Annotated in this window: 21 protein-coding genes and 2 tRNA genes; 6 read left to right on the top strand and 17 right to left on the bottom strand. The window is 71.6% G+C overall.

Annotated elements, in window-relative coordinates; all coding sequences use genetic code 11:
- Window positions 1–9 precede the first annotated feature (9 nt).
- The 9 genes from ACIRSS_RS39315 to ACIRSS_RS39275 all read right to left on the bottom strand — a co-directional run bounded on the left by ACIRSS_RS39315 (window position 10) and on the right by ACIRSS_RS39275 (window position 8,850).
- A complete protein-coding gene (locus tag ACIRSS_RS39315) occupies window positions 10–1,377 on the bottom strand; it encodes a nucleotide pyrophosphatase/phosphodiesterase family protein (RefSeq protein WP_400904319.1) in 1,368 nt (455 codons plus the stop codon).
- Complete coding sequence (gene eboE / locus ACIRSS_RS39310; protein WP_400904317.1) at window positions 1,374–2,501, bottom strand: metabolite traffic protein EboE; 1,128 nt, start codon at window positions 2,499–2,501, stop codon at window positions 1,374–1,376. Before eboE ends, ACIRSS_RS39315 begins: the two co-directional genes overlap by 4 nt.
- A complete protein-coding gene (locus ACIRSS_RS39305; protein WP_400904315.1) occupies window positions 2,498–3,349 on the bottom strand; it encodes a TatD family hydrolase in 852 nt (283 codons plus the stop codon). Before ACIRSS_RS39305 ends, eboE begins: the two co-directional genes overlap by 4 nt.
- Window positions 3,349–3,894, bottom strand: coding sequence for an EboA domain-containing protein (locus tag ACIRSS_RS39300; RefSeq protein ID WP_400904313.1), 546 nt, complete (start codon window positions 3,892–3,894; stop codon window positions 3,349–3,351). The genes ACIRSS_RS39305 and ACIRSS_RS39300 overlap by 1 nt, the downstream gene beginning before the upstream one ends.
- Entirely contained in the window at window positions 3,891–4,712 is an 822-nt protein-coding gene (locus ACIRSS_RS39295) for a sugar phosphate isomerase/epimerase family protein (protein ID WP_400904311.1), read from the bottom strand. Before ACIRSS_RS39295 ends, ACIRSS_RS39300 begins: the two co-directional genes overlap by 4 nt.
- Window positions 4,709–5,548: an SCO3242 family prenyltransferase gene (locus ACIRSS_RS39290; protein WP_400904310.1), complete on the bottom strand. Its 840-nt coding sequence runs from the start codon at window positions 5,546–5,548 to the stop codon at window positions 4,709–4,711. The genes ACIRSS_RS39295 and ACIRSS_RS39290 overlap by 4 nt, the downstream gene beginning before the upstream one ends.
- Window positions 5,533–6,654 (bottom strand): inositol-3-phosphate synthase, encoded by a 1,122-nt coding sequence (locus ACIRSS_RS39285; protein WP_400904308.1) that lies wholly within the window; start codon window positions 6,652–6,654, stop codon window positions 5,533–5,535. The genes ACIRSS_RS39290 and ACIRSS_RS39285 overlap by 16 nt, the downstream gene beginning before the upstream one ends.
- A 219-nt stretch (window positions 6,655–6,873) precedes the next feature.
- Window positions 6,874–8,145: an ROK family protein gene (locus ACIRSS_RS39280; RefSeq protein ID WP_400904306.1), complete on the bottom strand. Its 1,272-nt coding sequence runs from the start codon at window positions 8,143–8,145 to the stop codon at window positions 6,874–6,876.
- 243 nt (window positions 8,146–8,388) lie between these two features.
- Window positions 8,389–8,850, bottom strand: a complete 462-nt coding sequence (locus ACIRSS_RS39275) for a MarR family winged helix-turn-helix transcriptional regulator (protein WP_400904305.1) — start codon at window positions 8,848–8,850, stop codon at window positions 8,389–8,391.
- A gap of 136 nt (window positions 8,851–8,986) precedes the next feature.
- Between ACIRSS_RS39275 and ACIRSS_RS39270 the strand changes: the two genes are divergently transcribed.
- Entirely contained in the window at window positions 8,987–10,171 is a 1,185-nt protein-coding gene (locus tag ACIRSS_RS39270) for an MFS transporter (RefSeq protein WP_400904303.1), read from the top strand.
- Between the two features lie 23 nt (window positions 10,172–10,194).
- On the top strand, window positions 10,195–11,028 hold the full coding sequence (locus tag ACIRSS_RS39265; protein WP_400904301.1) for an aldo/keto reductase: 834 nt from the start codon (window positions 10,195–10,197) through the stop codon (window positions 11,026–11,028).
- 51 nt (window positions 11,029–11,079) lie between these two features.
- Here ACIRSS_RS39265 and ACIRSS_RS39260 read toward each other — a convergent pair whose 3' ends face one another.
- From ACIRSS_RS39260 to ACIRSS_RS39250, 3 genes are all read right to left on the bottom strand, one after another.
- Window positions 11,080–11,919 (bottom strand): SAM-dependent methyltransferase, encoded by an 840-nt coding sequence (locus ACIRSS_RS39260; RefSeq protein ID WP_400904299.1) that lies wholly within the window; start codon window positions 11,917–11,919, stop codon window positions 11,080–11,082.
- A 137-nt stretch (window positions 11,920–12,056) separates the two neighbouring features.
- On the bottom strand, window positions 12,057–13,151 hold the full coding sequence (locus ACIRSS_RS39255; protein ID WP_400904297.1) for a hypothetical protein: 1,095 nt from the start codon (window positions 13,149–13,151) through the stop codon (window positions 12,057–12,059).
- A 63-nt stretch (window positions 13,152–13,214) separates the two neighbouring features.
- The gene (locus ACIRSS_RS39250; protein WP_400904295.1) at window positions 13,215–13,637 is read right to left on the bottom strand and encodes a helix-turn-helix domain-containing protein; all 423 of its coding nucleotides are present in this window, start codon (window positions 13,635–13,637) and stop codon (window positions 13,215–13,217) included.
- Between the two features lie 159 nt (window positions 13,638–13,796).
- Between ACIRSS_RS39250 and ACIRSS_RS39245 the strand changes: the two genes are divergently transcribed.
- Window positions 13,797–14,213: a hypothetical protein gene (locus ACIRSS_RS39245; protein WP_400904293.1), complete on the top strand. Its 417-nt coding sequence runs from the start codon at window positions 13,797–13,799 to the stop codon at window positions 14,211–14,213.
- A 60-nt stretch (window positions 14,214–14,273) separates the two neighbouring features.
- Here ACIRSS_RS39245 and ACIRSS_RS39240 read toward each other — a convergent pair whose 3' ends face one another.
- The 3 genes from ACIRSS_RS39240 to ACIRSS_RS39230 form a co-directional block, all read right to left on the bottom strand.
- Window positions 14,274–14,438: a hypothetical protein gene (locus tag ACIRSS_RS39240; RefSeq protein ID WP_400904291.1), complete on the bottom strand. Its 165-nt coding sequence runs from the start codon at window positions 14,436–14,438 to the stop codon at window positions 14,274–14,276.
- A gap of 132 nt (window positions 14,439–14,570) precedes the next feature.
- Entirely contained in the window at window positions 14,571–15,113 is a 543-nt protein-coding gene (locus tag ACIRSS_RS39235; protein ID WP_400904288.1) for a type 1 glutamine amidotransferase domain-containing protein, read from the bottom strand.
- A gap of 75 nt (window positions 15,114–15,188) precedes the next feature.
- On the bottom strand, window positions 15,189–16,742 hold the full coding sequence (locus ACIRSS_RS39230) for a SpoIIE family protein phosphatase (protein WP_400904282.1): 1,554 nt from the start codon (window positions 16,740–16,742) through the stop codon (window positions 15,189–15,191).
- Between the two features lie 139 nt (window positions 16,743–16,881).
- Between ACIRSS_RS39230 and ACIRSS_RS39225 the strand changes: the two genes are divergently transcribed.
- Window positions 16,882–21,546 carry a HAMP domain-containing protein gene (locus ACIRSS_RS39225; protein ID WP_400905865.1) on the top strand — a complete coding sequence of 1,555 codons (4,665 nt, stop codon included), beginning with the start codon at window positions 16,882–16,884 and terminating at the stop codon, window positions 21,544–21,546.
- Here the strand turns inward: ACIRSS_RS39225 and ACIRSS_RS39220 are convergent.
- A tRNA-Gly gene (locus tag ACIRSS_RS39220) sits at window positions 21,498–21,571 on the bottom strand. The genes ACIRSS_RS39225 and ACIRSS_RS39220 overlap by 49 nt on opposite strands.
- A gap of 78 nt (window positions 21,572–21,649) precedes the next feature.
- Between ACIRSS_RS39220 and ACIRSS_RS39215 the strand changes: the two genes are divergently transcribed.
- Window positions 21,650–21,723: transfer RNA gene (locus ACIRSS_RS39215), tRNA-Pro, on the top strand.
- Between the two features lie 677 nt (window positions 21,724–22,400).
- Here ACIRSS_RS39215 and ACIRSS_RS39210 read toward each other — a convergent pair.
- On the bottom strand, window positions 22,401–23,255 hold the full coding sequence (locus ACIRSS_RS39210; protein WP_400904281.1) for a LysR family transcriptional regulator: 855 nt from the start codon (window positions 23,253–23,255) through the stop codon (window positions 22,401–22,403).
- Window positions 23,256–23,349: 94 nt separating this feature from the next.
- Here ACIRSS_RS39210 and ACIRSS_RS39205 point away from each other — a divergent pair, with 94 nt between their 5' ends.
- Window positions 23,350–24,240, top strand: a complete 891-nt coding sequence (locus ACIRSS_RS39205) for an aldo/keto reductase family oxidoreductase (protein WP_400904279.1) — start codon at window positions 23,350–23,352, stop codon at window positions 24,238–24,240.
- Window positions 24,241–24,285 lie beyond the last annotated feature (45 nt).

The following is a 24,285-nucleotide window of genomic DNA, read 5'->3' as shown; positions in this document are numbered from 1 at the left end:
TGGTGCGTCCTACTCGGTGCGGACAGCCGCTAGCAGCAGCTCCTTGACTTCGGTCGCGTGGATCTTTTCGCGGGCCAGCGACGGGTCCGAGCACAGCAGCACGGGCCCGTCCTCGGGCGAGTCCGGCAGCCGCCCGTGGCTTCCGCGGACCGGCGCCGGGTCGAGCGGGACGACCTGCATCGAGTACCGCAGGCCGAGCTTCTTGCGCGCCAGCGCCGACGCCGCCTTCAGCTTCACCGCCGGGTCGTTCGGGTCGAAGAACAGCTCGGCCGGGTCGTAGCCGGGCTTGCGGTGGATCTCGACGGTCTTCGCGAAGTCCGGCGCGCGGTCGTCGCTCAGCCAGTAGTAGTACGTGAACCAGGCGTCGGGCTCAGCGATCGCGACCAGCTCGCCGGCTCGCTCGTGGTTGATCCCGATGCCCGCCTGGCCTTCGCGATCCAGCACGACGTCCACTCCGGACAGTCCGGCGACGATGTCCCGCACGCGCGGGATATCGGCCGGGTCGGCGACGTAGACGTGCGCGACCTGGTGGTCGGCCACCGCGAACGCCCGGGACGTCCACGGGTCGAGGTACTCCATGCCCGCCTGGACGTACACGTTGAGCAGGCCCTCGCGGCGCAGCGCCCGGTTGATGTCGACCGGCCGGCTCGCGTTGGTGATGCCGTACTCCGAGAGCGCGACGACGGTGTGCCCGCCCGCGGCCGCGAAGTCCAGCAGCGGCTTCAACGCCGTGTCGATCTCGCGCGCGGCCGCCGCGGCCTGCGGCGCGTCCGGGCCGAAGCGCTGCAGGTCGTAGTCGAGGTGGGGGATGTAGACGAGCGTGGTGTCGGGCTTGTCCTCCGCCATGATCTTCTGCGCCGCGGCGATGATCCACTTCGACGACGTGATCGCCGCCGTCGGGCCCCAGTAGGTGAAGAGCGGGAACTCGCCCAGGGCGCCCACCAGGCGGTCGTGCAGCTGCGGCGGGTGGGTGTAGGCGTCCGGGGACTTCTTGCCGTCGGCGTGGTAGATCGGCCGCGGGGTGACGGTCAGGTCGACGTCCATGCCCATCGCGTACCACCAGCACACGTTCGCGACGCGGTGCCCGGCCTGTGCGCGGCGGGCGGCGTCCCAGAACTTGTCGCCCTGCACGAGCTTGTTGTGCTGGCGCCACAGGAAGATCTCGCCGAGGTCTCGGAAGTACCAGCCGTTGCCGACGATCCCGTGCTCGGCCGGCTGCAGGCCGGTGAGGAACGTCGACTGCACCGAGCACGTGACCGCGGGGAACACGGTGTCGAGCTGCGCGGTGAAGCCGGGCTCGGCCATCTTGCGCAGGTTGGGCATGTGCGGCAGCAGCCGCGGGGTCAGCCCGACGACGTCGAGGACGAGCAAACTCATTCGAAAACCTCTTCCAAGCCTAGTTCGATCAAGGAACGCCGGGTCCAGGCCAGCTCGGCCGCGATGCCCGCGACCAGCCCGGCGTCGTCGGCGGGTGCGTCCGGGAGCACCTGCCAGGTGTAGGTCTCGACCTCGACGTGGTCGGTGCGCGCGGTGGCGCCGCCGAACAGCTCGGCCAGGGTCCCGGCCAGCACCGGCCGGGTCGACGTCAGCGGCGGCGCCGGGTCGGCGTGCAGCGGCACGTGGAAGTGCACGCGCCACGGCGCCTCGCCCGGGAGCCCACCGGCCAGCGCTTCGTCGAGGTCGTCGGCGCCCGGCGGAGCGCCTTCGTTGCTCTGGTGCAGGAACCGGGGCTCCACAAAGGACTTCAGCGCCTTCCGCGTCGCCGGGTCGTTCGGCGCGGCGGCCTCCAGAGCCGCGGACGCCTGCAGCTTGACGACGTCGAGCCCGGCCGCGGCGAGCCGCTCCAGCGCGGCCGCCGGGTCCTCGAACCCGACCGCGAGGTGGCAGGTGTCGAGGCAGACACCCAGCCAGTCCTTGTCCACATCGGACAACAGGGCCGCCGCCTGCGCGGTCGTCTCGATGACGCACCCGGGTTCGGGTTCGAACGCGACTCGCACGGGACGGCCGACCTTCGCCAGTCCCTCGGCGAGCAAGCCGAGCTGCCCGCGGTCGTCCCGCCATTCGGTGCGCCAGCCCAGCGGCAACGTCGAGACGCTGCCGCGCACGGCGTCGTCCGGCATCAGCTCGGCGAGCAGCCGGGCCAGGTCGAGGGTGTAGGCGGTCCGCTCCGGCGTCGACCAGTCCGGCCGGTACACCTTGTGCTTGACGACCGGATCGTGGAACCCCTGGTACGGGAACCCGTTGAGCGTGACGACCTCGAGGCCGCGCGCGGCCAGCTCGGCGCGCAGCTTGCCGACGGCCCCCGGGTCGGCGGTCAGCTCGGCCGCCACCGGCCGGGCCAGCCACAGACCGAGCCCGAGCCGGTCGACGCCCAGGCGTTCCCGCACCGGCTCGCCGAAGCGGGCCAGCTGGGCGAGCACACCGCCGAGGTCCTCGGCCTGGTGCACGTTGGTGCAGTAGGCGAGGTGGACGAGCGTGCCGTCGCGGTGCCGGAACCTCACTTGCGCGCACCCCGCAGGATGGAGTTGCCCGCGAACTCGGCGGCCACGGTGTCGGATTCCAGCGACAGCCGCCCGCTCCGGCCGTAGAACTCGACCGGGTTGCGCCACAGCACCCGGTCGACGTCGTCCTCGCTGAACCCGGCGGCGAGCATCGCGTCCCCGGTCTTGCGGGTCTTGAGCGGGTCGCTCTTGCCCCAGTCCGCGGCCGAGTTCACCAGCACGCGCTCGGTGCCGTACTCCTTGAGGATCGCGACCATCCGCTCTTCGTCCATTTTGGTGTCCGGGTAGATCGAAAAGCCCATCCAGCAGCCGGAGTCCTTGACCATCGCCACGGTCATCTCGTTGAGGTGGTCGAGCACCACGCGCTCGGGCGCGATGCCGGACTCGCGGACGACGGCGATGCTGCGTTCGGTGCCGGCGGCCTTGTCGCGGTGCGGGGTGTGCACCATCGCCGGCAGGTCGTGGTCGATCGCCAGCGCGAGCTGCGCCGCGAACGCCTTGTCCTCCTCGGCGGTCATCGAGTCGTAGCCGATCTCGCCGACTGCGACGACGCCGTCCTTCTCCAGGTACCGCGGCAGGAGGTCGAGCACCGGCGCGCACCGCGGGTCGTTGGCCTCCTTGGGGTTAAGGGCGATCGTGCAGTGGTGTGCGATGCCGTACTGGCTCGCGCGGAACGGCTCCCAGCCGACGAGCGCGTCGAAGTAGTCGGTGAAGCTGCCGACGTTCGTGCGGGGCTGGCCCAGCCAGAACGCCGGTTCGACGAGCGCGCGGACGCCCGCGGCGTGCATGGCCGCGTAGTCGTCGGTGGTCCGGGAGCTCATGTGGATGTGCGGGTCGAAGATGCGCATCAGGCGTCCTGTTCGTTCAGCAGCGGGCGGAGGTCGGCGGGGACGTCGCGGCCCGCGGCGGTGCGCTCGGCGGCGAAGGACCGCATCATGCGCAGCAGTTCGTCGTCGGTCCGGCGGTCCAGGCCGGCGACCTCGGCGAGGGGGATGCCCATGAAGACGCACTTGAGGACGCCGTGGCGGTACGCGGCGTCGTCGAGGTGCGTCGCCGCGTACTCCCCCATCGCGGCGGTGACGAGCCGGGTGTCGTTGGTGCGGAGGGCGTCCGCGACCAGGTCGAGCCCGGCCTCCCCTATGTCCACAACGGACAGTCCACGCAGGACGGCCCGCTTCTCGGCGGCGTCGCCGTAGCGGTAGAGGTCCGGCATTTCGGCCACGGCCCCGGGAGCCGCCTTCAGCAGCTCGACGCGGGCCACGTCGTCGACCGTCCACCCCGGGGTCTCCGACGGACCCCGGCCGACCCGGCGGCCGACCCCCGGGAACACCGTGCGCAGCGCCGTCGCGTCGGTCGCGACCTTCTGCAGAGCTTCGTCCAGCCAGGCGTTCACGCGGCCACCGCCTTCCGCAGGAACTCCAGGGACTCGCGGGCGATCCGCGGGGCCGCGTGGCTGTCCCGCGGCAGTTCGACGGCCACCAGCCCGGCGTACGGCGACAGCGCTTCCAGCACCGGCGGGAAGTCGATCTCGCCCCGGCCGAACTCCAGGTGCTCGTGGGTGCCGCGGCGCATGTCGTCGATCTGGACGTTCACCAGCCGCGGCAGGGCGCGCCGGACGCAGTCGGGCACGGACGCGGACTCGTTGCACCGGCAGTGCCCGATGTCCAGCGTCAGCCCGAACCGCTCCGGATCGCCCAGCCTTCGCGCAAGCTCGAAGTACCCGTCCAGGTCTTCGACGAGCATGCCCGGCTCCGGCTCGAAGCCGAGCTTGACGTCGTGTTCGTCGGCCGCCTTGAGCACCTCGGCGCACCCGTCGACCAGGTGCGCCCACGCCTCGTCGGCGGGCAGGTCGGCGGGCTTGTTCCCGCTCCAGAACGACACCGCCTCCGCACCGAGGTCGGCGGCGATCTCGACGGCCCGGGTCAGGAACTCGACGCGGCGCGCGCGGTCGGGGTCGAGGAACGTCGGCGAGTGCTTGCGCCACGGGTCCAGCAGGAACCGGGCCCCGGTCTCGATCACCACGGCCAGCCCGAGCCGGTCCAGCTCGGCGGCCAGGGACGCGACGCGGCTCGCGAGGTCCGGCCCGAACGGGTCGAGGTGCTGGTGGTCGAGCGTCAACGCGACGCCGTCGTAGCCCAGGTCCGCGAGGACGCGCAGGGCGTCCCCGAGGCGGTGGTTGGCGAAGCCGTTGGTGCCGTACCCGAACCTCATGTCGGCGACACCTTCCGGCTCAGCGCCCGCGCGACCGGGAACGCGGCGGCGACGGCCAGCGCCGAGCGCCACGCGCCGGTCCGCGCGATCAGCCCGGCCTGCAGCGGGATCATGCCGTGGATCCCGGCGCCGACCGCGCGGCGGATCTTCGGCGCGGCCGGGTCGCGGACGGCGTCGAACTGCGCCCGCCCGGTCGTCGCCAGGTACGTCCCGAGCAGCGCCGACGCCAGCGGCCCGACGCGGCCCGCGGCGACGCGCACCCCGGCCGTGGCGGCGAGGGTGGCCGCCGGCAGCGCGGGTTTCGCACCGTCCACTTCGGACCGGGACAGCGCGGTCACGGCGTAGGTGTGCGCCCCGACGGTCAGCGCCGCCGGCACGGCCGCGCGGGCCCCACCGCCGCCGAGCAGCACGTCGAGCGTCCGGGCCGCGGCCATCGCGGCCGGCCCGAACACGGTCTCCTTGAGCACGAAGTCGTACGCCCAGACGGTCGCGGCCAGCGGCAGCGCGACGCGCAGGGCCCGCTTCCCGCCGGCGGCCGCGGCGATGCCGAGCCCGCCCGCGGTCAGCCCGGTCGCGACGCCGAGCGCGGTGCCCGGCGAAACACGGCCCGACGGGATCGGCCGCTCGGGCCGTTCCATCGCGTCGAGGTGGCGGTCGGCGTAGTCGTTGAGCGCCATGCCCGCCCAGTAGATGCAGACGGACGCGCCGGTCAGGGCCAGCGTGCGGCGGCCGAACGGCCAGCCCGAAGCGGCGGCTCCGGCGACGGCGTCCCCGGGCACGGTCAGCGCGGCGGGCGCGCGGACGAGTTCGACGAGGGCCTTCACCGGTTCGCCCACTCACGCAGCGCGGCGAACTGCGACGCGAGGTCGTGCGGGCCGTCCCCGACGGGATCCTTGAAGAAGAACCCGAACTCCGCCACCGGCCCGGCGACGCCGTCGCGGCACGCCTTGCCGGTCAGCCGGGCGAGGTCGAGCACCAGCGGCGCGGCGAGCGCCGAGTCGCAGCCCTGCCAGGTGAGCTGCAGCGTCATGCGCGTGCCGAGGAAGCCTTCGAACAGGACGTGGTCCCAGGCGGTCTTCCAGTCGCCGAGGGCCGGGACGTAGTCGATGTGGACCTCGCCGTCGACCGGGTGGCCGAGGTTCTGCTCGAGCACCTGCTGCTTCGAGGCGTTCTTGCTGGACGCGGCGCCGGGGTCGGCGAGCGTGGCGCCGTCGCCGCCGCCGAGCAGGTTGGTGCCCGACCAGGACAGGACGTTCAGCGCGCGCTGGGCGAACATCGGCGCGAGCACCGCCCGCAGCAGCGTCTCGCCGGTCTTGCCGTCCCGGCCCGCGTACGGCTGCCCGGTCGCGCGGGCGAGCTCGTCGAGCGCGGGCAGCCGCGCACCCGTGGAGGGGGTGAAGTCGACAAACCCACACCCGGCTCGGAAGGCGGCGTAGGCGTACAGCGCGCTCGCGGGGAGTACGTCCTCACCCGCGTCCAGCGCGGCTTCGAGAGCGGTGAGCGACGCGTGCGCCGGGTGCGGCGCGCAGGGCGGCTCGGTGGAGGAGACGTTGACGACGACCACGTGGTCGAGTCCCTCGCGGAACGCCGTCAGGTCGGCGACGACCCGGTCGATCGCCGCGCGGCCACCGCCGTCGGGCGCGGGCCGCAGCCGCGCCTCGGCGGCCTCCAGGTCCGCCGCGACCGGGCCGGGCAGCGTCGCCGGCAGCACGCCCGCCGCCACCAGGTGCTCGGCCCGCTTGACCAGCGGCGTGTCGACGACGTCGTGGCCCCCGAAGACCAGGTCCCCCAGCCCGGGCAGCGCGGCCCCGGCGAAGTCCGGCCGCTCGGTCACGCAGCCCGTGCGCGCGGCGAGTCCCGCGCGCATCGCGGCCGCCCCGGCGATGGCCGTCGTGGCCACCGATCCGCGGGCCCCGATCAGCCAGACACCGATCTTCCCCATGTTTCCTCCACCTGTTCGGTTCAGCCCGCGCCGAAAGCTCCTCCGGTGCCGCGGGGCGGGGCACCGCACGCGGCGCTCGAGTCGCCGCGCGTGCGGGTGCCCGCCAGAGCTACATCGCCGGAGTCGATCACGTGTTTCCACCCAGTCGTGAACGCGGCCCAGTCTGCCTGCTGGATCCGGCCCTGACACGTCCCATCTTGCGGACCGGTTGAGGGTTCTTCATCCGCTGTCCCTTTCCGCTCGCACCGGCACCAGCGCCGGGTCGTCGAACACCGCCTGGAGCGCGACGTGCGCCCCACCGCGCGAAGCCGCGGAGAACCCGAGCCACGACAGCTCGACGCGGCAGCCCCCGATGCCGGGGGCGATCACCCGGGCTTCCAGCTCGGCCAGCATCGGGCCGAGCAGGTACGGCCCGAGCTGGGCGAAGTAGCCGCCGAGCAGCACCACCCGCGGGTTGAAGACGTTGACCAGCACGGCCGCGCCGACGCCGAGCCCGGTGCCCACCTGCGCGAGCGCGTCGAGCGTCCGCCGGTCCTTCCGCTCGGCGCGGCGGCGGATGATGTCGAGCCGCTGTTCGAGGTCGAGCGACGGGTCGTGCACCGGGTCGGCGGGCGACGCGGCCAGGCGCAGCATCCCGGCCAGCCCGACGAGCGTCTCCCAGCACCCCCGGCGCCCGCAGCCGCACAGGCGGCCGGCCGGGTCGACCTGGATGTGCCCGATCTCACCGGCGAACCCCTCGGCGCCGCCGAGCAGCCGGCCGCCGGAGATCACCCCGCCGCCGACGCCGATCTCGCCGGTCAGGTAGACCAGGTCGGCGGTGCCGGCGACGCTGCCCATCGCGTACTCGCCGAGCGCGCCGAGGTTGGCGTCGTTGGCCGTGCGGATCGGGAACGACGGCGGGCCGAGCCGCCGGGTCAGCCGGTCGGTGATGCCGCGGACCACCGGGACGTCGGTCCAGTGCAGGTTGGGCGCGAAGGCGACCGTGCCGCCCGCGACGTCGACCAGCGCCGGGATGCCGACGGTCACCCCGGCCGGCGTGACACCCAGGCGGCGGCACTCCCGCAGCGCCCGCGCGGTCAGTTCCGCGCCGGCGTCGAGCACCTTCGCCACGGGGAGCGCTTGGACGTCCAGCGCGACGCGCTGCTCGAACAGGACGGTGCCGGTGAGGTCGAGGGCGAGCGCGGTCAGGTAGTCGACGTTGATCTCGACGCCGATGCCGCCGACGCCGCGGCCGTCCAGCTCGACGATCGTGCCCGGCCGCCCGACGGCACCGGCGCGTTCCCGCTCGCCTTCCCGCGCCAGCCCCCGGCCGACGAGCTCCGAGACGAGGCTCGACACGGTCCCCTTGTTCAGCCCGGTCTCCGCGGCGATCGCCGCACGCGACCGCGGGCCCACGTCCCGCAGGTGCCGCAGCACCAGCGCCAGGTTGCTCCGGCGGACGGCGGCCTGGTCGGCCGGGCGCACCGGTTTGAGGGAGAAGGAGGAGTCCACGCCGACACCGCCCGGTTCGTCTGGTGGACCAACAAATTAAGACGGGCGAAACGGTCGGGTCAACGAGACCGGACAGCGGACGAAAGCCGGACAAACGGTGCTGACCAGCGAAACTATCGCACGCGGCGAGCGAAAGTGTCCCACGGATGGAGCAGGAGTTAGGGCGCTCGGGCGCCTTAATGGGACCTCCGATCGGGCCCGCACCGCTCAGCGGGAGTGTCGGCGGACTTGCGCAAGTTTCCGTCAGGTCGACGGCACGGCCGGGAAAGAAAGCTTGCTCAGCGCGGCAACCAACGGCGAAAGTTCCGGCAAACCCTCAGCGTCCGCAAGAGCCTCCGCCAACGCCGCGTCGTGCGTCGGACGCGCCGCCGTCAACAACGCCTGCCCCGCCGGGGTCACCTCGGTGTAGATGCCGCGGCGGTCGTCGGCGCAGAGGTAGCGGGCCAGCAGCCCGCGACCCTCCAACCTCGTGACCAGCCTCGTCGTCGCCGACTGGCTCAGCACCACCGCGTTGGCCAGCTGGTTCATCCGGAGGTGGAAGCCGTCCTGGCGGGCCAGCGCGTCGAGCACGCTGTACTCGCTCACCGAAAGCTCGTGGTCGCGCTCCAGCGCGCGTTGCAGCCTGTCCTCGATCCGCGCGTGCAGCGCGGCCAGCGTCCGCCAGCCCTGCGCGCGCGCTTCGACGGCGTCGTCGTCCAGTGACACGGTTCACCTCTCCCCGGCTTGCGCGTGCTCCCTTGCACGCTGCACTATCAAGCCTGTGCAATATACGGCGTCTGCAACTATCTCGGACGCTCGTAGTTGCCAACGCCCTCAGTCTACCTCCGGAAGAAGGAAGCCCATGCCCGCCGCTCTGCTCGCACTGGCGATCAGCGCTTTCGGGATCGGCACCACCGAGTTCGTGATCATGGGCCTGCTGCCCGAGGTCGCGGCCGACTTCGGTGTCTCGATCCCGTCCGCAGGCCTGCTCATCTCGGGCTACGCGCTCGGCGTCGTCGTCGGCGCTCCCCTGCTCACCGCCCTCGCTTCGCGGGTACCGCGCAAGACCGTGCTCGTCTCGCTGATGGGCCTGTTCATCGCGGGCAACGTGCTCTCGGCGCTGGCCCCCAGCTACGGCCTGCTGATGACCGGCCGGGTCGTCGCGGCGCTGTCGCACGGCGCGTTCTTCGGCGTCGGCTCGGTCGTCGCCGCTTCTCTCGTCGCCCCGGCCAAGCAGGCCGGCGCCATCGCGCTGATGTTCACCGGGCTGACCGTGGCGAACGTCCTCGGCGTGCCGGCCGGCACCGCGCTCGGGCAGGCCTTCGGCTGGCGCTCGACGTTCTGGGTGGTCAGCGCGCTCGGCGTCGCCGGCGCGATCGGCATCCTCGCGCTCGTGCCGCACCAGGAACCCGAGCCGGGCGCGGGCCTGCGCGGCGAGCTGGCCGTGTTCCGCCGCCCGCAGGTGTGGCTCGCGCTGGTCATGACGGCGCTCGGCTTCGCCGGCGTGTTCGCGTCCTTCACCTACATCGCACCGATGATGACCGAGGTCGCCGGCTTCTCGAGCGGGGCCGTCACCTGGCTGCTCGTGCTGTTCGGCGCCGGCTTGTTCGCCGGCAACCTGCTCGGCGGGCGGGCCGCGGACCGCAAGCTCATGCCGAGCCTCTACGTCATCCTCGCCGCGCTGGCGATCGTGCTGGTCGCGTTCGTCTTCACCGCGCACGCGAAAGTCCCGGCCGCGATCACCATCGCGCTGTTCGGCGCGGCGGGCTTCGCGACCGTACCGCCGCTGCAGGCCCGCGTGCTGGCCAAGGCCGAGGGCGCCCCGGCGCTGGCCTCGGCGGCGAACATCGCCGCGTTCAACCTCGGCAACGCGGGCGGCGCGTGGCTCGGCGGCCAGGCCATCGAGGCCGGCCTCGGCTACACCGCCCCCAACTGGATCGGCGCCGCACTCGCCGCGGCGGGCCTCGCCGTGGCGCTCGTCTCCGGCCTGCTCGACCGCACGGCCCCGGCTAGTTTCGAAGCCGGGGAACGGGTACCCGCCCGATGAACCACCCACCGAAAGGACCCCTCGTGACCAGCGTGCCCGTGATCGAACTCAACAACGGCGTGCGGATGCCGCAACTCGGCTACGGCGTGTTCCAGGTCCCGGACGACGAGACCACCGCCGCCGTGAAGACCGCCCTCGAAACGGGCTACCGCAGCATCGACACCGCCGCCGTCTACGGCAACGAGAAGGGTGTCGGCCAGGCGATCGCCGAGTCCGGCGTCCCCCGCGACGAGCTGTTCATCACCACCAAGCTGTGGAACTCGGCCCAGGGCTACGACTCGACGCTCAAGGCGTTCGACGAAAGCATGCGGAAGCTGGGCCTCGAGCAGCTGGACCTGTACCTGATCCACTGGCCGACGCCCAAGCGCGACAAGTACCTCGACACCTGGAAGGCGTTCGAGAAGCTCTACGCCGACGGCCGCGTCCGCGCGATCGGCGTGTCCAACTTCCAGCCCGCGCACCTCGAACGGCTGATGGACGCCTCCGACGTCGCCCCGGCGGTCAACCAGATCGAGCTGCACCCGTACCTGCAGCAGCAGGAGGTCCGCGAGTTCGACGCGAAGCACGGCATCGCGACGGAGGCGTGGAGCCCGCTGGCCAAGGGCGGCTCGCTGCTGGGCGACCCGGTGATCGCGGACCTCGCGGTGAAGCACGGCCGGACGCCCGCGCAGATCGTGCTGCGCTGGCACCTGCAGCTGGGCACCGTGGTGATCCCGAAGTCCGTGACGCCGTCGCGGATCGAGGAGAACTTCGACGTGTTCGGATTCACCCTGTCGGAGGACGAGATCGAGTCGCTGTCCCCGCTGGACCGCGGCGAGCGCACCGGCCCGGACCCGGACACCTTCAACGCCGGCTGACCCGCTCGTGAGTGGGAAACAGTGTTAGAACACTGTTTCCCACTCACGACGTCATTGCTTGCGGGCGACCCCGCCCAGCGTCAGGAAGTTCAGCTCGCTCAGCGGGTGCAGGCGCGGGCCGTCCGGCCACCACTCGTGCAGGTAGACGAGCCCGGGCCGCAGCAGCTCCGTGCCGTCGAAGAACGCCGTGATCTGCTCGCGCGTGCGGTGCACGCTGCCCAGCCCGGTGCCCTGGAAGCTCGTCTCCAGCAGCCGCGCCAGCTCCTGGCGCGGGGAGTCCTCTTCCGGGTCGAAGTGGTGCGTGAGCAGCAGGAACGAGCCCGGCGCGAGCGCCGCCACGTACTCCGCGACGATCGACTTCGCGCGCTCGTAGTCGTCGATGTGGTGGATGATCGACGTCAGGATCAGCGCCACCGGCCGCTTGAAGTCGAGGTACTCCTTCACGACGTCGTCGTTCAGCGTCTCGGCCGGCTTCGTGAGGTCGGCGCCCGTGACGTGGGTCAGGTAGTTCTCTTCCAGCAGCGCCCGGCCGTGCACCTGCACGACCGGGTCGTTGTCGACGTACACCACCTGCGCGTCCGGGTTGTACCGCTGCGCCACCTCGTGGGTGTTTTCGGCGGTGGGCATGCCGGAACCGAGGTCGAGGAACTGGTCGATGCCGCGTTTCCCGGCCAGGAACCGGACCGCGCGCACCAGCCAGTCGCGGTGTTCCTTCGCCATCGTGCGCGCGCCGGGCGCGATCGCCAGCAGACGACGCATCGCTTCGCGGTCGACCTCGTAGTGGTCGTGGCCGCCGAGCAACGCGTCCGACAGCCGGGCCAGGCTCGCCTTGGAGAAATCGAGGGACGCGGAGCCTCCCTCGGTTCCGGACCGCAGGTCGCCAGGCGTCATCGGCTGCTCTCCCTCGTCGTGTGGCGCCGGCCCCTGCCCGGGCCCGGCCACCAGTGTCCGGCAACGGACAGTGCTCAGACTACGACATGCCGTTCACCAAGTGAACCGGGCCGAAGGGCCTTCACTGCCAGGCACAACTACCCGATCGGCAGCTCGCGCCACAGGTGTCCGCCGTCCGTGGTGCGGTACAGGGCGGACCCGCCGTCGGCGTCCGGCTGGCCGTCGACGACCACTCCGGTGCCCCCGCCCGGGAAGTCCAAGTCGGTCAGGCTGAACCCGCGGTCCGGCAGCTCGGTCGTGGTCCAGGTGCGGCCGCCGTCGGTCGTGCTGTGCAGGAACCCGGTGCCGCCGCCCTCGGCCGCGACCGTCGCGGACGTCGGCGACGCCGCGGCGAACCCCTGGTTGATCCCGGCGTACGGCACCGCGTCCTCGTCGGCGAACGGCCCGCCGAGCCGGGGCGCGTGCCGCAGCCGCCGTTCGGTCGAACCGGGCTGCGGCGAACCGGGGCTGCCGCTGCACAACGCCACGACCTGCCGGTCGCGCACGCCGGCGAGCGAGGCGACCGTCCCGGCCGGGCACGGCGGCGCGGCCGGGGTGAAGCGGACGCCGTCGCGCGAGGTCCAGTACCGCTCGGTGCCGTAGTCCGCGCCGAGCGCGACCTGCAAGCCGCCGCCGACGGCCAGGTCGCCGTAGGTGAGCCCACCGGTGACCGCGAACCCGGGCACCGGAACCAGCACCGGCGAACCGGCGGCGCCGGAGTACAGCCGCGTCGAACCGCGGCCCTCGCCGTAGGTGGTGAGCACGGCGAAGACGCGGCCGCCGGTTTCGGTGAGCTTCGAGAGGTAGTACGGCGTCCGCGCGCCGATCAGGCCGACCGGGTGCCAGCTCGCCCCGCCGTCGCGCGTCGTGAGGACGTGGACGCCGTCGCTGACGTAGGCGACGCGCTGGCTCGTGACCGTCAACGCGACGTGGTTGTGGTTGTCGGGCAACGACATCGGCGGCGCGCCGAGACGCCGCCAGTGCGTCCCGCCGTCGGTCGTGCCCACCAGCGCCGGGCACCAGGTCTTCCCGCACGGCGAGTAGCCCAGGACGTACCCGGTCGAGGGGTCGGTCCAGCTCGTCGAAGCGGGCCGGAAGCCGTGCGGGACGGCGGTTTCCGCCGTCGCGGGCGAGACGGACACGGCCAGGAGGGTGAGGACGGACGCCAGCAGCGCCGGGATTCTCATGATCACCTGGACGCGTCGCGCGGGACGGGGTTGCGCGTCCGCGCGAGGTTCCGCCGCGTGGCCGATCCCTCAGGCCAGGCCTTCGGTGAACGAGGCGACGAACCGCAGCAGGTCGGCGCCGGCGGCGAGGTCGCCGAGCACGATGATCTTCATCGTGGCGCGCTCCTGGTCGTAGATGGTCTCGACGCGCAGGGCCCGCTCGCCGGCGTCCCGCGGGCCGTTCACCGACGCGACGACCACGGTGGCGATCCGGTCGGCGGTCGCCCGGTCGACGCCGGCGACCTCGGTGACGCTCGAAAGTTCGGCGATCGGCCGGTCCGGCCGCGGTTCCGCCACCGGCAGCCCGGTGAAGGCCTCGAGGTCGTCGGCGGCGATGCGGTACTGCTTGCCGATCCGGACCGCCTTGAGCCGCCCGTCGCGCACGTAGTTCCGGACGGTCCGGACGTGCAGCCCGAGCTTCGCGGCGACCTGTTCGACGGAGAAGACCTCCATGACCCTCCTAGCGCGTCACGCAAACTACCGTATCACGCTGCTTGTCAGGGAAGTTTACGGAACCCACGGTTTGCTCACGCGGCTGAGGGGTATTCACCAGTGTTGCTTCCGCTCGCCCAGATACGTCCACATCGGACAGTCGAAAGGACGGCGCCGACGATGCCGTATCCCCCGCCCCAGGAGCCGTACGAACCGCGGTACGAAGCCGCCGAAACCGAAGAAGTCGTGGAGCGCACCCATCCGCGCATCCGGATCGTGCGGACGGTCAACGCCCTGATCCACCTCGTGTGCGCGGTGTTCGCACTGGTGCTCGCCGTCCACATCGTGCTGGTGCTGGGCGAGGCGAACATGGCGAACGGCTTCGCGCACATGATCAACGAGTGGTCCGCGGGCGTCTCCCTCGGCTTGCGCAACCTGTTCACGCCGGATTCGGCGAAGCTGGCGACGTTCTTGAACGACGGCCTCGCGGCGGTGATCTGGCTGGTCATCGGCGCGATCCTGACGGACGTGATCACGCGGATCGGCGTGCCGGGACCCAGGCGGGTCTGGTACCGCCGCGGCTACCGCTACCACTGACCGACCACGAAGAAGGCCTCCCCGGAAACTCCCGGGGAGGCCTTCTTCACGCTCGGGGAACTAGCCCTGCGGCTGTTCCACGACCGGTTGCTCGGGCTGCGACTCGGGCTCCGGCTGCACCTCGACGGGATCGACCCCGCGGGGTGCGGGAACGCCCTGGGCGGCGGCGACCACGTCGAAGTGCTCCCGGCACCAGCGGCCGTAGCGGCGGGCCTGCACTGTCATCGCGTCCACCTCCTCTCCACGGGCGGAACGGGCGGTCCTGGTCACACCCTCAGCGTCCTCCGCCGAGGCTCCGAAAGCCAACAGATTTAAGCGGGACTTAACACACGGTCGAGTGAATGTCTACAAAGGACTTCAGCCCGCGAACTCCCGCACGACCGTCCGGCAGAACGCCGGCAGGTCGTCGGGGTTCCGGCTCGAGACCAAGCCGTTGTCGACCACTACCTCTTCGTCGACGACGGTGGCGCCGGCGTTACGCAGGTCGGTCCGGATGCTGGGGTACGACGTCAGCGTGCGGCCACGGACGACATCCGCTTCGACGAGCGTCCACGGACCGTGGCAGATCACCCCGACCGGCTTGCCCGCGCGGACGAAGTCGCCGACGAACTTGACCGCCGAACCGTCCGTGCGCAGGTTGTCGGGGTTCATCGTGCCGCCCGGCAGCAGCAGCGCGTCGAAGTCGCCGACCTCGACGTCGGCCACCTTCCGGTCGACCGGGAACCGGTCGCCCTTGTCGATGTCGCCGTTCATCGCCTGGATCTCGCCGGCGTCGAGGGACACCAGCTCCACCGTCGCGCCTTCGTCGAGGACGGCCTGGCGCGGCTTCTCCAGTTCGACCTGTTCGACGCCGTCCGCGGCCAGGATCGCGACGCGGCGACCTTGCAGTGAGTTCGCCATCAGACTCCTCCGTCAGGATCAATGCACGGAAGAATTACCCGCTCGAAAACCGGCCAAACCCGGTCCACAGTGGACTCAGTCGGAGCACTCCACGGCCAGGACGGCGATGTCGTCGTGGGCCGAGCTCCCCAGCCAGTCCCGCACCGCCTGGCGCAGCCGCCGCACCACCTCGCGGGCCGGCTGCCCCGCCGCGGTCGCCAGCACCGCGCGCAGCCGGTCGTCGCCGAACAGCTCCGTCGGGTCGTGGCGGTTGCGGGCCTCGGTGATGCCGTCGGTGTAGAGGAGGCAGACGTCGCCGCGCTCGAGCCGCGCCCGCGCCTCGGCGAACCGGGCCTGCGGCGAAATGCCGACCAGCGTCCCGGGGACCGTGACCTCTTCGACGACGCCGCCCCGGCGGACGATCAGCGGCGCCGGGTGGCCGCCGGAGGCCAGCGTCAGCTCGACGCCGCCGTCGGACGGCCGGGCCGAGCCCAGCACCAGCGTCGCGAACCGGCTGCTGCCGCCGGCGATGAGCAGTTCGTTGAGCAGCCGCAGCAGCGTCCGGCCGTCGCGCTCGACCATCGCGAGCGCGGTCAGCGCGTGCCGGACGCGCCCGGTCAGCGCCGCGGCTTCGGCGCCCTTCCCGCAGATGTCGCCGAGCACGAGGAACGCGCTGCCGTCGTCGTGCGCGAGGACGTCGAAGAAGTCGCCGCCGACCGCGAGCACCCCGCCGGCCGGCTCGTACCAGGTCTCGAACCGGGCGCCGTCCAGCTCGGGCGGGTCGACCGGGCGCAGCGTGGTCTCCAGGCCGCGCGTGGCCTCCTCCTGGCGGGCGTAGCGCTGCGCGTTGGCCAGCGCCGTCCCGGCCGCCTTGGCGAACTCCACCACCGCGCGGGCCTGCTCGGCGCCGAACTCCGGGTCGGCGCGGCGGCCCAGCAGCAGCGCGCCGGTGACGCCGGCGCCGGCGCTCGGGCCCAGCGACACCACCGCGACCTCGGCGTGCCCGGCGAACCGGTCGGCGACGACCGGGGGCAGGGTCGCCATCTCGGGCGCCGGGACCGGGGCGGGCTCCGGCTTCCCGGTGGCCGCGAACGTCGCCGCCAGCACCGGGGCGACCTGCGCCGGGACCCGGCGGATCCGGCCGTGGCCGTGCGCCGACGGGCGCTCGCAGCTCCACCACTCCCACCGGCCGCGGGTGGTCGGCAGCAGCACGAAGACGGTTTCGGCCAGCGCGGACGCGGCCAGCTCGGCGATCACCCGCGCGGTGCCGTGGCGCCCGCGCGCGGTGGCGAGCCTCGGCCCGGTCTCGGCGAGGAAGTCCCCGACGTGCCGCTGCGGGACGTCCTCCGCGGGCACCGTCCAGGCGTGCCAGCCGCCGGGCAGGGCGCGGATCCGGGCGGGACGACGATTACCGGCGACTTCGACGTGTCCGGAGGTCTCCGCGAGGGGGTGCAGCCGCGGTTCGCCGCCGCCGGTCAGCGTCCGCGCGGCCGGGTTCGCCCAGCGCAGCACGCCTTCGGCGTCCTGGAGGAACACCGCGTCGCGCACGTCCTCGAGGACGGCCCGCCCGAAGGCGTCGAAGCCCGGCGGCGCGTCCTCACCGGTCATCGGTGGCAGGGCCGCCGACGCCGGGGCCGGACGTGACACCATGCACGGACCTCCTGCCTCCGGACTGCTATCGCACGGCTACCGCGTGAGCGGGCGGACTGGCTCGAAGTGTAGGGCGAATCATGACACGCTGGGTCGTGGACCATGGCTGGCGCATGCGTGGTGGAGAGGGTCGGCACACATGACAACGGAATCCCAGAGCGAGGCGGCGGCGCTGGAGCGGCTGCTCGTGGCGGTGCGGGATCTCGGGGACGGCAACTTCCGCCGGCGGCTCGTCCCGCACGGCGACGGCATCTCGGCGCAGCTCGCGGTCGCGTTCAACGACATCGCCGAACGCAACCAGCGGCTGGTCAGCGAGCTGCTGCGGGTGCGCGCGGCGGTCGGCCAGGACGGCCGGCTCAGCGAGCGGCTCGAGGCCGAGGTCGGCCCCGGCGGCTGGACCACGGCGGTCGAAAGCGTCAACGGCCTGGTCGAGGACCTCACGCGGCCCACGATCGAGCTCGACCGGGTGCTCGGCGCGGTGGCCGACGGCGACCTCTCCCAGCCGATGACCATGACGCTGGACGGCCGTCCGCTGCAGGGCGCGTACGCCACGCTGGCGAAGACGGTCAACGGCCTCATCGCGCAGCTGTCGCGCTTCGCCGCCGAAGTGACGAGGCTCTCCCGCGAGATCGCGGGTGAGGGACGTCTCGGCGGCCAGGCGGTCGTCCCGGGCGTGTCCGGCACCTGGCGCGACCTCACCGACTCGGTCAACTTCATGGCCGACAACCTCACCGAGCAGGTCCGCAACATCGCGCAGGTCACCACCGCCGTCGCCCGCGGCGACCTGACCCAGAAGATCAACGTCGACGCCCGCGGCGAGATCCTCGAGCTCAAGAACACCATCAACACCATGGTGGACCAGCTGTCGTCGTTCGCCGACGAGGTCACCCGCGTCTCGCGCGAGGTCGGCTCGGACGGCAAGCTCGGCGGCCAGGCGCAGGTGGCCGGCGTCGCGGGGACGTGGCGCGACCTCACCGACTCGGTCAACCAGATGGCCGACAACCTCACCGACCAGGTCCGCGGCATCTCGCTGGTGGCGACCGCGGTGGCCAACGGCGACCTGACGAAGAAGATCGACGTCGATGCCCGCGGCGAGATCCTGCAGCTGAAGAACACGCTGAACACGATGGTCGACCAGCTCTCGGCGTTCGCCGGCGAGGTCACCCGCGTGGCGCGCGAGGTCGGCAGCGAGGGCAAGCTGGGCGGGCAGGCCGAGGTGGCCGGCGCGGCCGGGACGTGGCGCAGCCTCACCGACTCGGTCAACCAGATGGCCGACAACCTGACCGACCAGGTCCGCAACATCTCGCACGTGACCACGGCCGTGGCGAAGGGCGACCTGACGCAGAAGATCACGGTCGACGCGCGCGGGGAGATCCTCGAGCTCAAGACGACGATGAACACGATGGTGGACCAGCTGTCCGCGTTCGCGGACGAGGTCACCCGAGTGGCGCGCGAGGTCGGCACCGAGGGCCAGCTGGGCGGTCAGGCGCAGGTCCCCGGCGTCGCCGGCACCTGGCGCGACCTCACCGGGTCCGTGAACTTCATGGCGAACAACCTGACCACCCAGGTCCGCAACATCGCCCAGGTCGCGACCGCCGTCGCGCGCGGCGACCTGACGCAGAAGATCGCCGTGGACGCGCGCGGCGAGATCCTGGAGCTGAAGGACACCCTCAACACGATGGTGGACCAGCTGTCCGCGTTCGCGGACGAGGTCACCCGAGTGGCCCGCGAAGTCGGTACCGAAGGGAAGCTCGGCGGCCAGGCGACCGTGCCCGGCGTCGCCGGGACCTGGAAGGACCTGACCGACAACGTCAACTCGATGGCGAACAACCTGACCGACCAGGTCCGGAACATCGCCCAGGTGACGGCGGCGGTCGCGCAGGGCGACCTGACGCAGAAGATCACCGTCGACGCGCGCGGCGAGATCCTCGAGCTCAAGACCACGCTGAACACGATGGTCGACCAGCTGTCCGCGTTCGCGGACGAGGTCACCCGAGTGGCCCGCGAAGTCGGCACCGAAGGCATCCTCGGCGGCCAGGCCCGCGTCCGCGGCGTCGCGGGCACGTGGAAGGACCTCACCGACAACGTCAACGTCATGGCCGACAACCTGACCGACCAGGTGCGCAACATCGCCACCGTGGCGAGCGCGGTGGCCAACGGCGACCTGTCGAAGAAGATCCGCATCGAGGCCCAGGGCGAGGTCGCGGCGCTGGCCGAGACGCTGAACGGCATGGTCGAGACGCTGCGCGCGTTCGCCGACGAGGTCACCCGCGTCGCCCGCGAAGTCGGCACCGAAGGCATCCTCGGCGGCCAGGCCCGCGTCCCCGGCGTCGCCGGGACCTGGAAGGACCTGACCGAGAACGTCAACTTCATGGCGCACAACCTGACCAGCCAGGTGCGCAACATCTCGCAGGTGACCACCGCGGTCGCGAAGGGCGACCTGACGAAGAAGATCGACGTCGACGCGCGCGGCGAGATCCTCGAGCTCAAGACCACGATGAACACGATGGTCGACCAGCTCTCGGCGTTCGCCTCCGAAGTCACGCGTGTCGCGCGCGAGGTCGGCACCGAGGGCAAGCTGGGCGGCCAGGCCGAGGTGGACGGCGTGTCCGGCACCTGGCAGCGGCTCACCGAGAGCGTGAACCAGCTGGCCGGGAACCTGACCACGCAGGTCCGCGCGATCGCCCAGGTCGCGACGGCGGTGACGGCGGGCGACCTGACCCGGCACATCACGGTCGACGCGTCCGGCGAGGTCGCCGACCTCAAGGACAACATCAACCAGATGATCGCGAACCTCAAGGAGACGACGAGGACCAACCGCGAGCAGGACTGGCTGAAGACGAACCTCGCGCAGCTGTCGGGCCGGATGCAGGGCCACCGCGACCTGGCGTCGGTCGCGGCGCTGATCCTGTCCGAGCTGGCGCCACTGGTCCGGGCGCAGCAGGGCGCGTTCTTCCTGGCCCGCGACGACGACCGCGACGGCACGGTGCTCGAGTGCATCGCCGCGTACGGCCTCGCCCAGTCCCGCGCCGGCCTGCGGTTCGCGATCGGCGAGTCGCTGATCGGGCAGGCCGCCGTCGACCACCGCACGATCCTCGTCCAGGACGCGCCGCCGGAGTACGCGCTGGTGTCGTCCGGGCTCGGCTCGGCGTCGCCGGTGAACCTGATCGTGCTGCCGGTGCTGTTCCAGGGCGAGGTGCTCGGCGTGCTGGAGCTGGCCTCGGTCAACGAGTTCAGCACGGTCCACCAGGACCTGCTGGAGCAGCTGCGGCACACCATCGGCGTCAACGTGAACACGATCCTGTCGAACTCGCGGACGGAAGCGCTGCTGACGGAGTCGCAGCGGCTGGCGCAGGAGCTGCGGGCGCGGTCGGAGCAGCTGCAGGCCCAGCAGGGCGAGCTGCGGCGGTCCAACACCGAGCTGGCCGAGAAGGCCGCGCTGCTGGCTCAGCAGAACCGCGACATCGAGGTCAAGAACAGCGAGATCGAGCAGGCCCGCCAGGAGCTCGAGGAGCGCGCCGGGCAGCTGACGGTGGCGTCGCAGTACAAGACCGAGTTCATGGCGAACATGTCGCACGAGCTGCGGACGCCGTTGAACAGCGCGTTGATCCTGGCGAAGCTGCTGTCGGAGAACCCGGAAGGGAACCTGACGGAGAAGCAGATCCAGTTCGCGAAGACGATCTACGCGGCCGGGTCGGACCTGCAGCAGCTGATCAACGACATACTGGACCTGGCCAAGGTCGAGGCGGGCCGGCTGGACATGCAGATGTCCGACATCACGCTGCCGGAGCTGGTGGACTACGTCGAGTCCCTCTGCCGGCCGCTGACCGCGGACAAGGGCCTCGAGTTCGCGGTCCACATCGACCCGCCGGTGCCGGGGAGCGTCCACACGGACGAGCACCGCCTCCAGCAGATCCTGCGCAACCTGCTGTCGAACGCGGCGAAGTTCACCGACGAGGGCGGCGTCCGCCTCCACATCCGCGCGGCGGACCCGGCGGAGGTCGAGCAGGAGGCGCTGAAGAACGCGCCGGGCATCATCGCGTTCGCGGTCGAGGACACCGGGATCGGGATCCCGGAGGAGAAGCTGGCGGTCATCTTCGAGGCGTTCCGCCAGGCGGACGGCACGACGAGCCGCAAGTACGGCGGCACGGGCCTGGGGCTCAACATCAGCCAGCAGCTGACGGAGCTGCTCGGGGGCGAGCTGCGCGTGGTCAGCGAACCGGGCGTGGGCTCGACGTTCACGCTGTACCTCCCGGTGGCGGCGGCCAACCTGGTGGACCCGGCGGTGACGGCCCTGTCATCCCCGCGGCTGCCGGCGGTGCCGAGCACGGTCCTGGTGGCGGCACCCGACGTCACACCGAAGCGCTTCCACGGCGAGAAGGTCCTGATCGTCGACGACGACCTGCGCAACGTGTTCGCGCTGGCAGCGGTCCTGGAGCAGGCGGGTCTGGAGGTCGTCTACGCGGAGACGGGCGTGGACGGAATCCGGGCCCTGGAGCGCCACGAGGACACAGCGCTGGTCCTGATGGACGTGATGATGCCCGAACTGGACGGCAACGCGACGATCGCGGCAATCAGGGCGGAAGCGACCAACGCGGACCTGCCGGTGATCGCGGTCACAGCCAAGGCCACCCAGGAGGACCGAGCCAGGACCCTGGCCAGCGGCGCGGACGACTACATCACGAAGCCGGTGGACACGGACAAGCTGCTGGACGTGATCGCGGCGTCCTTGGAAGCGGACGCCGCGTCCTACGGTGGAGCGGGTGACGGGAATCGAACCCGCGTAGCTAGTTTGGAAGACTAGGGCTCTACCATTGAGCTACACCCGCGTGCCCCCGAGGTACCCGGGTGCGTGGCCAGGATAGCGTGACCCGCTAGGCTGATCACACACCCCCCAGGGGGTGTCACGGGATGTGGCGCAGCTTGGTAGCGCATTCGCTTTGGGAGCGAAGGGTCGCAGGTTCAAATCCTGTCATCCCGACGCGAGGGGCTGGACCTGCGGGTTCAGCCCTTTTCGTGTCGGCACATGAGTACGCTGCCAGCCGCAACCACCGCTCCAGCTACACCGACGTCGCCCGGAAGTTCCACGTCTGGCTGGCCGAGCCCATCGCGCGCCCGAGGCCGACGATCCTCGCGCGTGGCTCGACCGCCCCGCGTGCCGGCTGGCCACGACCGGCCCCGGCAATGCCGACAACAACTACCGGGCATTGCAGACCTACTTCAACTGGCTGCTGGACGAAGACGAGATAGAACTACATCCGATGGCGAGGATGAAGCCGCCGCACGTCCCCGAACAACCGGCGCCCATCACGTCGGTCGATTTCATCAAGAAGGTCCTCGCCGGGCGGAAAGTGGCGAGCTCTGCCGTTCACTCCGGCGCCGCCGGCGCGCTCGAAGAACGCATCATTTTCTGTAGTCACAACCGAACACCACGCTGGCCCGCCCGGCACCCTCCACAAACTCACACAGGACCACAGGTCATGCGGGCTGGCGTGACCCTGACGTCGCGCGCACCAGATGTTCGAAACGAGCGCGCCGCAGCACTCTCACCCATTTCACGGGGCACGAGAAACAGGGCCGAGGGTGCGCCGAAACAGGCGATCTCGCCCCAGACCGCCGGGATGCAGCGTGATACCAGGGCGGTATCACCGTGGCGGGTCAGAGCCGCGAGGCCGTCCGGACCAGCCCGGCCAGGGCGCGTGAGCGGCTGTGCGCGGGCCACACGATATGCGTGGTGACCGGTGGTGCGTCGCTGAGAGGAACGGCGGCATGCTCTTCCCACAGCCACGTGCGGGCGGACTCGGGGAAGACCGTCATGGTGCGGCCTAGGGCGATCAGCTGGGCCAGCTGCGTCTGGTCGTGGACCTCGGGCCCCGGGCCGGGCGGGTAGGTGTCGTGGCGTGGCCAGCGGGCGAGCGGCAGGTCGGGAACGTCGGAGATCTCGGCCAGGGACAACGTCTTGCGCGCGGCCAGGGGGTGCCTCGCGGGCAGGACTGCCACCTGTGTCTCCGTCATCAGTTCGACGCTGTCGAACCCGGCCAGGGAGTTGAACGGCGTGTGCATCAGCGCCACGTCGGCGCGGCCGTCGCGCAGCATCGCTTCCTGCTCGCACATACCGCTCGGCAGGACCTCGATCGCGGCGGCGCCGGGCTCGGCCGCGTAGGCGTCGAGCAGCTTGTTCAGCAGCTCGTGGAACGCGCCGGCCTTCACCGCCAGCACCAGCCGATCGTGGGAGCCACCCGATCCGCCGCCCCGGCGGGTGCGGCGGACGGCGGCGGTGGTCGCGTCGAGAGCCGCGCGGCCTTCCCGCAGCAGGATTTCCCCGGCTCCGGTCAGGGACACGCCGCGGCGGTTGCGCTCCAGCAGGGTGACGCCGAGGCGGCGTTCGAGCTGCTGGATGGCCCGGGACAACGGCGGCTGGGCCATGCCGAGCCGCTCGGCGGCCCTCCCGAAATGCAGTTCTTCGGCGACGGCGATGAAGTACCGCAGCTCCCGGGTCTCCAAGGTGTCCACACCACAGCCTACCTTGCTGTGATACCTCTCCGGTATCACAGTCCACCGGATCGGTGTTGGCCGCCACGCCCGGTTGCGCACGAAGATCGACGGCATGAGCACGAACACCGTTTTCCTGCCCGGCGGCACGTGGTCGCTGGGCGAGCTGACCGTCACCCGGTTCGGCTACGGCGCCATGCAGCTGGCCGGCCCCGGGGTCATGGGGCCGCCCGCCGACCGCGACGGCGCGCTCGCCGTCCTGCGCAAGGCCGTCGACCTCGGCATCACCCACATCGACACCGCGGACGCCTACGGCCCGCGCGTCACCAACGAACTGATCCGCGAGGCACTGCACCCCTACCCCGCATCGCTGCACATCGTGACCAAAGTCGGCGCGCACCGCGACGAGCACGGAGGCTGGCCCCCGGCCCGGCGGCCCGCGGACCTGCGCCGGGCGGTCCACGACAACCTGGAAACCCTCCGCCTCGAACGGCTCGACCTGGTCAACCTCCGCCTCGGCGACGCTACGGGACCGCAGCCCGGCTCCCTCGCCGAGGCGTTCGGCACCCTGGTCGAGCTCCAGCAGCAGGGCCTGATCCGGCACCTCGGCGTCTCCAACGCCACCACCGAACAGGTCGCCGAGGCTCAGGCGATCGCGCCGATCGTGTGCGTGCAGAACATGTACAACCTCGCCCACCGGCACGACGACCGGCTGATCGACGAACTCGCCGGCCAGGGCATCGCCTACGTACCCTTCTTCCCCCTCGGCGGGTTCAGCCCGCTGCAGTCTTCGGCGCTGTCGGCCGTAGCCACCCGGCTGGGCACGACACCGATGTCGGTCGCACTGGCCTGGCTGCTGCGACGATCACCGAACATCCTGCTCATCCCCGGCACCTCGTCGGTGGCGCACCTGACCCAGAACATCGCGGGCGCCCGAGTCCGCCTCTCGGAGGACGACGTGGCCGAGCTGGGCAAGATCGGCGCAACGCAAGGGGCTGCCGGGTGATCCGGCGCGCACAGGCTCCGAGTACTGCGTTCGACCGACCGGGAA

Source organism: Amycolatopsis sp. NPDC101161 (assembly GCF_044768185.1).
Classification (GTDB): Bacteria; Actinomycetota; Actinomycetes; order Mycobacteriales; family Pseudonocardiaceae; genus Amycolatopsis.
Note: the sequence above shows the minus strand (reverse complement) of the source record. Positions and strands in the feature narration are given on the sequence as shown.